14 protein-coding genes and 1 other RNA gene are annotated in these 13,535 nt (G+C 35.4%); 14 read left to right on the top strand and 1 reads right to left on the bottom strand.

Annotation, left to right across the window (positions count from 1 at the left end; translation table 11 throughout):
* The first annotated feature begins 8 nt into the window (after positions 1-8).
* The 14 genes from atpD to BN1225_RS01020 all read left to right on the top strand — a co-directional run bounded on the left by atpD (position 9) and on the right by BN1225_RS01020 (position 12,304).
* Entirely contained in the window at positions 9-1,409 is a 1,401-nt protein-coding gene (atpD, locus tag BN1225_RS01080) for a F0F1 ATP synthase subunit beta (protein ID WP_041137980.1), read from the top strand.
* Positions 1,410-1,419: 10 nt separating this feature from the next.
* The gene (locus tag BN1225_RS01075) at positions 1,420-1,812 is read left to right on the top strand and encodes a F0F1 ATP synthase subunit epsilon (RefSeq protein ID WP_041137979.1); all 393 of its coding nucleotides are present in this window, start codon (positions 1,420-1,422) and stop codon (positions 1,810-1,812) included.
* Between the two features lie 52 nt (positions 1,813-1,864).
* Complete coding sequence (locus BN1225_RS01070; protein ID WP_147551246.1) at positions 1,865-2,071, top strand: DUF1146 family protein; 207 nt, start codon at positions 1,865-1,867, stop codon at positions 2,069-2,071.
* 19 nt (positions 2,072-2,090) lie between these two features.
* Positions 2,091-3,008: a stage II sporulation protein D gene (gene spoIID / locus BN1225_RS01065; protein WP_197066513.1), complete on the top strand. Its 918-nt coding sequence runs from the start codon at positions 2,091-2,093 to the stop codon at positions 3,006-3,008.
* Between the two features lie 44 nt (positions 3,009-3,052).
* Positions 3,053-3,658, top strand: a complete 606-nt coding sequence (locus BN1225_RS01060; protein WP_041137976.1) for a M23 family metallopeptidase — start codon at positions 3,053-3,055, stop codon at positions 3,656-3,658.
* Positions 3,659-3,732: 74 nt separating this feature from the next.
* A complete protein-coding gene (locus tag BN1225_RS01055) occupies positions 3,733-4,503 on the top strand; it encodes a MurR/RpiR family transcriptional regulator (protein WP_041137975.1) in 771 nt (256 codons plus the stop codon).
* 290 nt (positions 4,504-4,793) lie between these two features.
* Entirely contained in the window at positions 4,794-5,213 is a 420-nt protein-coding gene (locus BN1225_RS01050; protein WP_041137974.1) for a PTS sugar transporter subunit IIB, read from the top strand.
* A 205-nt stretch (positions 5,214-5,418) separates the two neighbouring features.
* Positions 5,419-6,411 carry a rod shape-determining protein gene (gene mreB / locus BN1225_RS01045; RefSeq protein ID WP_041137973.1) on the top strand — a complete coding sequence of 331 codons (993 nt, stop codon included), beginning with the start codon at positions 5,419-5,421 and terminating at the stop codon, positions 6,409-6,411.
* A gap of 104 nt (positions 6,412-6,515) precedes the next feature.
* Positions 6,516-8,375, top strand: coding sequence for a hypothetical protein (locus BN1225_RS14250; protein ID WP_074434783.1), 1,860 nt, complete (start codon positions 6,516-6,518; stop codon positions 8,373-8,375).
* A gap of 117 nt (positions 8,376-8,492) precedes the next feature.
* Positions 8,493-8,711 carry a preprotein translocase subunit SecG gene (gene secG, locus BN1225_RS01035; protein ID WP_041137972.1) on the top strand — a complete coding sequence of 73 codons (219 nt, stop codon included), beginning with the start codon at positions 8,493-8,495 and terminating at the stop codon, positions 8,709-8,711.
* Between the two features lie 45 nt (positions 8,712-8,756).
* Positions 8,757-10,994 carry a ribonuclease R gene (rnr, locus tag BN1225_RS01030; RefSeq protein WP_041137971.1) on the top strand — a complete coding sequence of 746 codons (2,238 nt, stop codon included), beginning with the start codon at positions 8,757-8,759 and terminating at the stop codon, positions 10,992-10,994.
* Positions 10,991-11,440 (top strand): SsrA-binding protein SmpB, encoded by a 450-nt coding sequence (gene smpB / locus BN1225_RS01025; protein ID WP_041137970.1) that lies wholly within the window; start codon positions 10,991-10,993, stop codon positions 11,438-11,440. Before rnr ends, smpB begins: the two co-directional genes overlap by 4 nt.
* Before the next feature lie 50 nt (positions 11,441-11,490).
* Positions 11,491-11,842, top strand: a transfer-messenger RNA (tmRNA) gene (gene ssrA, locus BN1225_RS14245).
* Positions 11,843-11,992: 150 nt separating this feature from the next.
* The gene (locus tag BN1225_RS01020; protein ID WP_041137969.1) at positions 11,993-12,304 is read left to right on the top strand and encodes a hypothetical protein; all 312 of its coding nucleotides are present in this window, start codon (positions 11,993-11,995) and stop codon (positions 12,302-12,304) included.
* Between the two features lie 280 nt (positions 12,305-12,584).
* Here the strand turns inward: BN1225_RS01020 and BN1225_RS01015 are convergent, their stop codons facing one another.
* Entirely contained in the window at positions 12,585-13,475 is an 891-nt protein-coding gene (locus BN1225_RS01015; protein ID WP_074434781.1) for a LysR family transcriptional regulator, read from the bottom strand.
* Between the last annotated feature and the right edge of the window lie 60 nt (positions 13,476-13,535).

Below are 13,535 nucleotides of genomic sequence, written 5' to 3'. Positions count from 1 at the left end.
GCGGTATGATGTCTGAAAAAAATATTGGAAAAGTCGTTCGTGCCGTTGGACCCGTTGTCGATGTGCAGTTTGAAGCAAATCATTTGCCTTTGCTTAATACTGCCATTGAGATCATGAATGGACAAGACCAACTTGTTGTCGAAGTTGCTAGCCATATCGGTGAAGATATTGTTAGATGTATTGCCATGGGTCCGACAGACGGACTCACCAGAGGAATCGATGCTCTTGACACAGGGGCGCCGATCCGTGTACCGGTTGGCGATAAAACATTAGGACGTATGTTCAATGTTTTAGGACAGCCGATTGATGATCAGGAATTTGATAGAGATGGTGTCAAGATGATGCCGATCCACCGTCAGGCTCCTGACTATTCACAACAAAGAACGGAAACAGAAATCCTTGAAACAGGGATTAAAGTTATTGACTTGATTTGTCCCTTTATCAAAGGGGGAAAAATCGGATTATTCGGTGGTGCCGGTGTAGGTAAGACGGTATTAATCCAGGAATTCATCAACAACATCGCAACAGAACACGGTGGATTATCTGTGTTTGCCGGTGTTGGTGAACGTTCACGTGAAGGAAATGACCTTTACTATGAAATGAAAGAAAGCGGTGTTTTAAATAAAACAACTTTAGTGTTCGGACAAATGAACGAACCACCTGGATCTCGTTTAAGAGTAGCGTTAACAGGTTTGACAATGGCAGAACATTTCCGTGATGAAGAGGGACAAGATGTCTTATTGTTCATCGATAATATCTTCCGTTTTACTCAAGCCGGTTCTGAGGTATCTGCCTTATTAGGACGTGTACCTTCACAAGCCGGATATCAGCCTACTTTAGCGACGGAGATGGGACAGCTGCAGGAACGTATTACGTCAACTAAAAAAGGATCAATCACTTCAGTACAAGCCGTGTATGTGCCAGCCGATGACTTAACAGACCCGGCTCCGGCAACAACCTTTGCTCACTTAGACGCTAAAGTTGTATTGGATCGTTCGATTGCTGCGTTAGGAATCTATCCCGCAGTAGATCCATTGAACTCATCATCACGTGCGCTCGATCCGCTGGTTGTAGGAAAAGAACATTATGAAGTAGCACATGGCGTACAGCAAATCTTGCAGCGTTTCCAAGAGCTGCAGGATATTATCGCCATTTTAGGGATGGATGAATTAGGTGAAGAAGATAAATTAACGGTTGCACGTGCTCGACGTGTACGTAACTATTTGTCACAGCCATTTACCGTTGCCAGTCAGTTTACCGGAATGGAAGGTAAATATGTACATGTTGACGATACCATTAAAGGCTTCAAAGAAATCCTTGAAGGTAAGTGGGATCATTTACCGGAACAGGCATTCCATAACGTAGGATCTATCGAAGAAGCTGTCGCTAAAGCTGAAACATTAGAATAGAGGTGCAATGATGAGTACCTTTCATTTAAAAATCGTAACTCCGAGTGGTGTTTACGCAGAAAAAGATGTGAATATCTTAAACATTCGAACGACCGGAGGACAAATGGGCATCTTAGCACATCATTTGCCTTTAGCCAGTGCTATTGAAATTTCGGAAATGAACTTCGTAGAAAATAATCAAAGAACTTTCTATGCTATTGGCGGTGGTTTTGTATATGTCGGAAATGATGAAACGACAATCATAGCCAATTCGATCGAAAGTCAAGAAGAAATTAACTTAGCACGTGCTAAACAAGCAAAGGAACGTGCAGAAAAACGTTTGCAGAGTCAAGACGGCGATGTTATTCGTGCTGAGATTGCTTTAAGAAAAGCTCTGAATCGTATTCACGTCAAAAACTTATAAAATTATCCCAATGGGGGATAATTTTTTTATAAAACGAAAGAAAGGAGGAATAATGATGGTATATTCAATCATAAAATTAGTGACGTATATAGGAAGTGTAATGGTGAGTTTCTATGCTTTAAGCTGTATAGACTTTGCTCGTTTTCTAAAAAAGAATAAAGCAAGAGAGTTTAACACCCTCTTTATCTTAATGTGTTTTGCTTTAGCTTATTTAGTCGCTTCATTTATACTCGAATTTATGACAATAAGAATCGGGTGATGATTTGAAAAAGATATTTATGAGATTAGGAGCGTTAGCTTTGTTGTTTGCATGGATTAATTATTCCTTATATTTAAAGCCAGATAAATCCCATGCTAAAGAACCGGATATTCAACAATTAAGTGACAGCAATGATAAAACTGCTCTTCCTAGTGAGTACCAAGTTGAAGTTACTCAAAAGGACGGAAGTGTTCAATATTTAGCATTAGATGATTATTTAGTAGGGGTTGTCGCCGGAGAGATGCCTTTGTCATTTGAAGATGAAGCTTTAAAAGCCCAAACAGTTGCCAGTCGTACTTTTGCTTTTTCAAGAGGACTAAAGGTAGATACAACGACGAATACGCAGGTCTATTTAACGGTTGAACAGATGAAGAATAATTGGAAAGATGAATTTGAACAAAAATATGAACGCTTAAAAAATATCGTAAGTTCTACTCATAATGTAGTGATGAAATACAATAATAATTATATCTCTGCTTTGTTTTTTTCAAGTTCAAATGGGAAAACAGAAAACAGTGAAGATTATTTTGCTTCCAGCAGTGTTCCTTATTTACGCTCAGTAGACAGTACATGGGAATTATCTATTTGTCCCAATATTGAACGTACAATGAGTTTTACCGCTGAACAAATGAAAGCGGCGTTCAATCAGGATATTGAAGATATTCATATCGTCTCTCATTATGACAGCGGACGCGTAAAAGAAGTCAGCGTCAATGATCAAATATACAGTGGCAGGGAAATAAGAGAGTTGCTGAATTTAGCTTCAACGGATTTTAAAATCAGTTATGATGGCGATCAGTATACATTTAATACGGTTGGATTCGGTCATGGGGTAGGAATGAGTCAGTACGGTGCCAACGGAATGGCAATGAATGGCTACGATTATGAGGAAATCCTTGCTTACTATTATCAAAACGTGGAAATTTGTAAATTGTAGAATAAATTTATTCATAATGGAAATACTGTTTATGAGGTGAAATTATGAATAAAAAAACATATAAAATTGGTTTATTGTTTTGTTTATCTGTCTTTGTTTTCTTAACGGGATTAGTGGTTTATGAAAAATTTAATGAAAATAACCGAGATATCCCCGTTGTTTCCATGAATCCTACACCAACGGAAACAGAAACAAAAACAGAGGAAAAAATCGCTAAACCATATGCAGGTGAAGTACAAGTAGCAAGAAGTTTCTATGACCAAAGCGACGATGCTGAAAAACAAGGGAAATCTTTAGTGCTATTTGAAGGTGTTTATCGTCCTAATCAAGGTGCCGATTTTACAAGCAATAATAAAGCATTTGAAGTATTAGCAAGTTTAAGCGGAACCGTAACAAGCAAAAAAGAAGATCCGATCTTTGGATTATGTGTATCCATCGAAAGTGATAACGGTGTCACGATTACTTATCAAAGTATGTCAGAAGTAACGGTAGAACTTAACGCTAAAGTAAAACAAGGCGATGTGTTAGGTAAGACAGGAGAAAATCTTTACGAAGCGGATCTTGGGAATCATTTACACATGATTGTGGAAAAGAACGGCAATGTTTTAAATCCGGAAAAATGCTTTGATAAGACAACAAAAGAATTATAAGCAAAGAAGAGTTAGAAAATTAGTTTCTAACTTTTTTTATTGAATTATGATATAGTGAATAAGAGGTGGTCAAGGTGAAATTTATTATTATTCAATTATTAAATATTATTAATACAAGCAGTGAAAATGAAACGGATCATATTCTTGCTGAATATATGCTGCATCATCTAAAAGAGATGCAAGACATGACCATTTATCAGATTTCGGATCAATGCTATGTGTCTACTGCCACTATTTCACGTTTTGTCAGGCATTTAGGATATAAAAACTTTAATCAGCTGCGAGACAATTTGGAATGGTCAAATCAATTTAAAGAAATATTTTATTACATGCCGGAAATGAATAATCTTATTGATTATAAAGAAAAGGTCAAAGATTCCCTTGATCATTCTGCTGATCTTTTAGATGAAAGACAGTTAAGCCGAATACTCTCTTTTATTCATTCAGCCAATATAATCAGTATTAATGCTGTATCGGTCACTCACGCAATTGCCTTTCAGCTGCAGTTGTTTTTAATGGAATTGAATAAACAAGTCTATTCTTATACGCACATTAAACAACAAATAGATCTCATCAGATCCTTAAAACAGGGAGATTTAATTATCATCTTATCTGTGCGGGGCAACTTTCTTCAAGAAATCATCAGTGAACTAAAAGAAGCAAAAGCAAGGCATGTTAAAATTGTATTATTGACTTTGACAAAAGATATAAAATTTGCGGAATATATAGATGAAATCTTAGTTTGCGGAGACCATGAAGATTATGAGTATGGATATTATATATTTTTAATGTTTATTCACTATTTATCTTCTTGTTATCAAAAGAAATATCCGAACTTATCTTAAGCAGTTTCATATTTTGAAACTGCTTTCTTTTATTGTTAAGAACTTTTTCTTGATTCTGTTATACTAAGAGAAGAAGCAGTATAATGGATTAAAAATTTTTATGGGGTGGTATCATTTTGGCAAGTGAGGCTGAAGAATACGAAGAAACCCGAGAAATAAGCAGTGTGGACCAGTGAGAAAAGTGTGGTTTGTGTATATTGGTGAACTGGAATAATCGGTTCAAACAAATAGAATGCCTATCTATTCTTGATTGGAATCCATTATGATTTTAGATGAAAGAGGTAAAATAAATGATTAAGATTTTAATTAGCTGCGGAGCAGGAATGTCATCAAGTTTTTTATGTCAGAAATTACAGAAAGCATGCAAGGAAGCAGGATTGGAAAACGAATATTCATTTGATTTTTTTCCTATTAATGTTGCTGGGATAGCAGATGGAGCAAAAAAAGTGGAGGAATATGATGTTACGATGGTGTGTCCTCATCTTCGCTTATGGATCAAAGAATTAGTAGAGAAAAAGTCTCCCAATAAACCTATTTATGTCTTGCCTCCACAGATGTATGGCACCATGATTTTTGAAGAAGTCATTGCCGATGCTGAAGATATTATAAAAGGTTTCAAAGAAAGCGGACTCAATCCTTATCATTTTCCCGGCGAAGATCAAGTTTTAAAAATCAGAAGAAAATGTGCTTATCGCAACATCAAAAAATAAACTCTGTGGGATCAGAGTTTTTTTACTGTATTTGTGAATGAACCTTAATAAAAGAATTATACTAAAGTAGTATTTAATACTATCTATCAAATGAATCTTTAGTGTATGAACAAAAAATGATTCTTTTTATTATTCTTATTGCTAGATTATTAGATATGGTATATGATATAATACTGTAGAAATAGGTTCATAGGAGGAAAAAATCATGGGATTTTCAAAAGAAATTGGTATCGATTTAGGTACTGCAAATATATTAATCTATGTTAAAGGCGAAGGAATCGTCGTTAATGAACCTTCAGTTGTGGCAATGGATGCTGAAACACATAAGGCATTGGCAGTTGGAGCTGAAGCAAAAGAAATGTTAGGAAAAACACCGGGACGTGTACAAGCTATTCGTCCTTTAAAAGACGGGGTTATTGCCGACTTCCAAGTAACTGAAATCTTGATCACTCATTTTATCAATAAATTAAATTTAAAAGGTGTTTTCTCAAGACCGACAATCTTGATCTGCTGTCCTTCTAATATTACTTCTATTGAAAAAAGTGCAATTAAAGATGTTGCTGAACGTTGTGGCGCTAAACGTGTATTTATCGAAGAAGAACCAAAAGTAGCGGCAATTGGAGCAGGATTGGATATTTCAAGACCAGCCGGACATATGGTAATTGATATCGGTGGGGGAACTACAGATGTTGCTGTCTTATCTTTAGGCGATATCGTAACAAGTACCTCTTTAAAAATTGCGGGAGACCGTATGGATGAAGAAATTATTCATTATTTAAAAGATAAGTATAAATTATTAATCGGTGATCGTACAGCAGAACAAATCAAAATTGAAATCGGAACTGCTGTAAGAGGCGGAAGAGAAGATAAAGTTATGGAAGTCAGAGGACGTGACTTAGTAACCGGACTTCCTCATACTGTCGAAATCAGTGCCGATGAAACTGAACTGGCATTAAGAGAAAATTGTAATACTATCGTTGCTGCTGCAAAATCAGTATTGGAAAAAACACCGCCTGAATTGGCAGCGGATATCGTTAGCCGTGGTATTTTCCTAACCGGTGGTGGAGCATTGCTTCATGGACTAGATGCGTTATTGGAAAAAGAATTAAATGTACCGGTATTCGTAGCAGACAATGCTTTAGATTGTGTTGCTGAAGGATGCGGCGTTATGTTAAATAATTTACATTACGTAAAATAATCTGTAAGACTGGGGGAGAGTATTCCCCTTTTTTTATTTTCGATTATTTCACATTGTTCACGATAAAATATATGGTATAATGACATACAGTAGGAGGCATGAGAATGAAAATTGAAATCATATTATCATTTATAGTGGCAATGATCCTCAGTGCACTCCTCGTTCCTATTGTAAAGATCGTAGGAGATAAACTTAATATCATCGCTTTACAAAATGAAAGAACAATTCATAATGGACGAATCGTGAGAATCGGCGGTTATGCCATATATATCAGTTTTATTGTTTGTGCTTATATATTCTTAAAAACCGATGTGCAGATTAATTCGATTTTATTTTCAAGTTTTCTTGTCTTTATCATCGGATTGTATGATGACATTCATGATGTCAGTCCTAAAGTTAAGTTATTCGTAGAAATTATTGCCGCATCGATCATTATTTTTTATGGAAAGATCATGCTGAGAGGAATTACGATTCCATATCTTCCCGGCGATATATGCGAATGGATTTCGATAGGGATTACGTATCTATGGATTATCGGCATAACCAATGCTATCAATTTAATTGATGGACTTGATGGATTATCCTCAGGGATTTCAACGATTGTGTTAGTCACATTATCTCTTACCAGCTTACATTTCGGGAGAACTGATATTGCCGCTCTTTCATTATTGTTGGCAGGAGCAACAGTTGGTTTTCTCTTCTATAATTTTCATCCTGCCTCTATTTTCATGGGGGATAACGGTGCCTTGTTTTTAGGCTTTATGATCTCAGTTATTTCACTGTTAGGGTTTGGATATAAGAGTTCTGCCTTTTTTACATTAGGAGCGCCAATTATCGTCTTAGCTGTTCCGATTATGGATACAATCATGGCAATATTGAGGCGTAAGCTAAGGAAGAAGAAATTTTCTGATGCAGATCGTGAACACTTGCATCATCAATTAATGTTTAACTTAAATTTAGGACAAAAAAAGAGTGTGTTGATATTATACGGTGCGACTGTTTTATTTTCACTTTCATCTTACATTTACCTATTTGATAAAAAAGCTGCGATTGCTTTATTCGTTGTACTAGTTGTCGCCTTTGAGTTATTTGTAGAGTATACACAGATGATCAGCCGTCGTTATCGTCCGTTATTAACCATCATTAACCTCTTTGTTCATAGTGATAAATTGCCGGTCTTAAGTGAACCGGAACCTGATGTTCATACTTTAAAAGATTTATCTACACAGATTAATGAAGAAAATAAGCAGCAGATCGATTATTATCGTCGACGTGCCAGAGCATATGAAAGGACTAAACGAATCATGAAAAAAGATAAAAAATCAAAGTTAAAGTTGCAAATTCTTATTGTTTCCATTTTAAGTGTTTGTGTCGTATTCGGAGTAGTAGCAGTGATGTATCTTAAAAATCAAGGAGAAAGCAATCCGCCAACTGTTCAGCAGCCTGTAGATGATGGATTAAATTATACATTATCAACGAACCCTACGGATAAAATGAAGGAAATATTTGAACAATTGGAAGCGGCTAACCAATCAGGAGATCAGGAAAAAGAAATGACCTATGCTGCCGCTTATTTTGCGACTGATTTCTTTACCTGGTCAAATAAGACAAAACGTGAAGACATTGGCGGATTGAATTATGTTTGGCCGGATTCTCGTCAGGACTTTGCTTCCTTTGCTTTGCGTGACTATTATGCAAACTTTACAGATTACGCAAATAAATATGGAATCAGTTTGCTTCCGGAAGTAGATAACTATGTCATCAATGGTGTTTCAGAATCTGAATTTCGCTTGGAAAGTGAAGAAGATAAAGATAAACCATGCTTTGATATCAGTATCGATATTACCTACAAGCAAGTGAGCGGTGGTATGCCGACATCGTCGTTAAAGAGTTCTATGGTGATTACTGTCGTGAAAGATACGGAATTGTATTATGTTGTCGGAATCGATTATAAAGAAGCTTAATCGCTTCTTTTTTTGCCCTTTAAATGGTTGAAATTTAAAAATAGATATGGTATTATGACAATGCTAGTAAATCAAGAAATTCACATGAGTTTTAATTAGTATTTAGGAGGATCGATCATGTTAGATATATTAATGGTAGTCGTATGTATTGCAATTATTGTATTATCTCTATTGCAAAGCGGGAAATCTGAGGGAATCGTCAGCGCTTTGACCGGACAAAGTTCGGCATTATTCGCACAAACTAAAGAAAGAGGATCAGAGTTAGTTTTAACAAGATTAACAGTTGGGTTCGGTATTGCTTTCTTTGTGTTGGCAGTATTAATCCAAATGGGGTAAACAATAGGACAATACAGTCCTATTTTTTTTTGAAGGAGGGATGTTATGGAAAAGCAAATATTAGATTGGTTGGCAGCAGAGGATTATTTAGGAATGGATGTAGACGAACTAGCTACAGCATTAGGATTTGATACAACGGATAAATTTAAAGAACTGGTAAAATGCTTAGTAAAGTTGGAGGATGAAAAAGCGATTGTCAGAGGCATTGGGGATCGTTATTTTTTACCTGATCGTACCGGTATTATAATTGGAACCGTTCAGTTAAATCCTCGTGGTTTTGGGTTCATACGAGTGGGAGACGATTTGGATGATGTTTACGTCGGTGAAAAAAATCTGCATGGTGCTTTAAATAATGATAAAGTTAAAATTAAGATTGATGGAAAGCAAAGAGGGTCTTCGTTAGAAGGAGAAGTCATTGAAATCATTGAAAGAGGACAAAAGCAAGTTGTTGGATTAGTGAAGCAGATACATGGAAAATTCTATGTGTCTGTAGATGATAATAAATTTGGGTCTTTAGTTCTGTTGAGTGGAAACCGCAAAGGAGCTATGGAAGGTCATAAAGTAGTCGCAAAAATTACAAGTTTTGAACAGCCCATCATGGGAGAAGTGGTGCAGATTTTAGGTCACCGTAATGATCCCGGAGTGGATATTCTTTCTGTGGTGGCACGCTATGATTTAGCGACAGAATTTAATGAGGAAGTGATGGCAGAATTAGAACACATTCCGGATGTTGTCGCGGCTAAAGACAAAGAGGGGCGTGTGGACTTACGTGATGAATTAATTGTCACCATTGACGGAGATGATGCGAAAGATTTAGATGATGCAATTAGCTTGAAACGACTTAAAAACGGGAACTATCAGTTAGGGGTACATATTGCGGATGTATCGCATTATGTAAAAGAAGGAAGTCAGATTGATAAAGAAGCAGTCAGCAGAGGAACCTCGGTTTATTTAGTTGACCGCGTCATTCCTATGCTTCCACATAAACTTTCTAACGGAATCTGCTCATTAAACCCGCACGTTGATCGACTGACTATTTCTTGTATCATGGAGATCAATTCGGCAGGAGATGTAGTGGATCATCAAATCTTGCCAACGATGATTCATTCTACAGAAAGAATGACCTATAATAATGTGAATAAAATATTAGACGGAGATAAGGCTACTACAAAACGTTATGAAGATATTCATAAGTTATTCTTCCAAATGGAGAAACTGGCTATTATTTTAAGAAGTAAACGTAATAAAAAAGGGGCTATTGACTTTGATGTCGATGAAGCGAAGGTCATTGTTGATAAAAAGGGAAAACCAACAGATGTTGTGTTAAGAACCAGAGGCATCAGTGAACGTATTATAGAAGAGTTTATGCTGGTTGCCAACGAAACCGTAGCAGAACATTTCTTTTGGCTGCAAGTACCGTTTATTTATCGTGTACATGAGCACCCTAAGAAAAAGAAATTATTGAACTTCGCTACAATAGCCAGCGTTTTAGGCTATAAGATCAAAGGATCACTGGATCATGTTTATCCAAGAGAATTGAGTTCGCTGATTGAATCAGCAAAAGGGAAGCCGGAGCATAGCGTTATTTCAACATTGCTGTTAAGATGTATGCAAAAGGCACGCTATGATGCGCAATGTTTAGGGCATTATGGGTTAGCAGACGAATACTATACACATTTTACTTCACCCATCAGACGTTATCCGGATTTATTAGTACACCGTTTAATCAGAACATATGTGTTTGATCAAAAATTAGACGGTCAGACGATTCAGCATTTTAGTGAAGTGGTACCACAGTTAGCGGAAAGTTCATCGAATTGTGAGATTGATGCGGTAAACTGTGAGCGTGATGTCATGGATATGAAAATGGCAGAATATATGCAAAGCCGTATCGGTCAGGAGTATGACGGAATCGTTTCTTCGGTGACTGCTTTCGGATTATTTGTGGAATTGCCTAATACAATTGACGGTTTGGTGCATATCTCGACCTTGAAAGATGATTATTATCATTATGATGCCCAATATCTTCAGTTAGTTGGAGAAAGAACCGGAAACACTTATCGTATGTCAGATCGTGTACGTATTAAAGTAATTAATGCTTCTAAGCTGGATGGTCAGATTGATTTTGAGATTATCGATAGTAAAAAGAAAAAACGAAAACCTAAAGAAGAACCTGTTCATCGCAGGAATGGGGATAAAAAAAGGACATCTGCCTCACGTAATTTATTTTCTCGTTCAAAGCGACCAAACAATAAAGGCAGAAGCAGGAGGGGATCAAAATGAAAATCTTAGCTCAAAATAAAAAGGCTTATCATGATTATTTCATTGAAGATACTTTTGAAGCAGGAATTGTTTTACAGGGAACGGAAATTAAATCTGTTCGCAAAGGGAGTGCGAATTTAAAAGATAGTTTTATTCGTATTAAGAATGATGAAGCCTTTTTAGAAAATATGCATATAGCCCCTTATGAACAAGGAAATATCTTTAACCATGAACCTTTACGTACAAGAAAACTTCTATTGCATAAAAAAGAAATTGTTAAATTGGCAAAAGAAGTTAAAGAGGGTGGATATACGATTGTACCTACTAAGCTTTATTTTGGTAAGGGAAGTAAAGTGAAAGTGGAGATTGCTTTGGCAAAAGGGAAGAAATTATTTGATAAACGTCAGTCGTTAAAAGAAAAAGATGCGAAAAGAGATATTGAAAAAGCTTTAAAGAACATTTATTGATTTCGTTTCAATGAATGTGCTATAATTCATATGCGGTTATCCGCATACATGGGGTCGTCTTGGATTCGACAGGGACAAGTCTGACTTTAGCTGCAGTCGGCGGCACACGTTACGTGCACAAACAAATAACTGGAAACAGAACAAATTATTCATTTGCCTAATTAAGTCGACATAGACTTTGGCATGCTACTGCTGGATTTACTCATAATTTAGCAGCTAGTATCATAACTTATGAGTTAAGAAAAAGGATTGCCTAGCTCCTTTTTACGAAAATCAATAGGATCGCTGAGTGAAAGATTGCTTATTGATCGTAGCTTAGTTAAACTCATTCAATAAGATAAACTGTAGACGCTTTAGAGGGACTGTTTTTGGACGCGGGTTCGATTCCCGCCGGCTCCACCTGAGCTATTAAGTTATTAATGGTTGAGGTGAAGGCGAAAGGAAAAGTAAGGATTAATTTATACATCTTTATAAAAATAATAACTTATAAGTATTTATTATTTGTGATAAATTTATACTAATTTAAGTTAATAAAGATTGGAGAGGATTAATATGGCAACTTTAAAAAGTCTTATTGAAGGAGCTTATGGACAAAGGAAGCCACAGCAGTTGTTAGCTTTAAGAAGAGATGTTTGTGATGAAATTGAAAAATTACAACAAGAGGGGAAGTGTCCAGTTGAATTGTGGAAAGCAATGACAGAGTTTGATAGTGATAATAAAACAGCAGTAGTTGTAATTGCAGAAGCCATTATGCAACTAGTAGATTATATTGATAGCCATGAAGACGAAATACCACAATCTATTATGGATATCATTAATGATTATAAAAATCATATAGATAAGAATTCAGAGAGTGTAATATAAATGGTGTAAGTTAAGAACGTATGTCTTAACTTATGCTTTTTTTATTTACATGATAAAATAATAAAAAGGCGTTGAACGCAAAATAGCAGGAGTAAAAAGAGACTCCCAACTGTAACATTGGCATAAAAAATCATTGAGCAATTTCATACGTAGCAACACAAGATGCCTATTAGGATTTAAAAACTTTTTCATTGAACTTCTCCTGTATATAAAAATAAAGGATTCATACAAATGATTTAATAAAATCCTATAGGAATATATCTATCTTCATATATTATATTTATAGATATATCTTTCCTAAATTTTTTTCTATAATATTGCGCAACTGATTGAATAACAGGTGATCTTTATCGCTTTGCCGGCGCACTTCGCAAATATACATTTTTAATTCAGGAGTAGGGATACCTACAGTGTGTGAATGATTTTGAATAGGGTCGGATGAGGGTAAGCCAATAGAAAAGGCATCAGTTTCACAAATAATCTTCTTTCTTAAAGAATGATGATCTACTTCGATGATTTTGTGTGGATTAATATATTGTTGGTATTCTTCGTAAGCATTCGGACGTTGATTCACAAAATCGACAAATGGATAGTTCCATAAACCTTCTTTAGAAAAATTTTCTAATAGGGGGTGATTTTTCCTAAGTTCGATTTGACAAGTTGATTCTATTATTTGATATAATTTTAAATGATGTGACTCACTGTATTTTTCAATTTCCAGTTTCATAGATTTAGGAATAATAAAATAAGCTATATCAATAATTTGGTTATAGACATTTTCCAGAGATTCCCATACAGCACAATTTACAATAGTAATGTTTATTTCATCTTGAAAAGACTGTTGTTTTAATAAATAATAGATAGGCGACAATGCATAATCTCCATTACCAATAGAGATTTTAAACGCTATTTTTTGATGATCTAAGTTAAGGTTCATTAATTTTTCCTTTTCTTTCACCATATTATGTGCAATCAGTAAGACTTGTTTGCCTTTATCTGTAAAATGAACTCCTTGATGATTTCTGTAAATTACAGGATAGCCAAGTTCATTTTCAAATGTTTTAATAACATTGCTTAAATTCGGCTGAGAAACAAATAAATTATTTGCCGCTTTGTTTAAAGAACCATATTTTTCTATTGCAATTAAATATTCAAAGACTTCTAATTTCATAATTAACCTCCTTATCTAAATTATAATATTTATTGATTGTTTTTACCAGTAAGATATAAC

Origin of the sequence: Beduini massiliensis (assembly GCF_000829905.1) — a bacterium.
Taxonomy (GTDB): Bacteria; Bacillota_I; Bacilli_A; order Erysipelotrichales; family Coprobacillaceae; genus Beduini; species Beduini massiliensis.
Note: the sequence above shows the minus strand (reverse complement) of the source record. Positions and strands in the feature narration are given on the sequence as shown.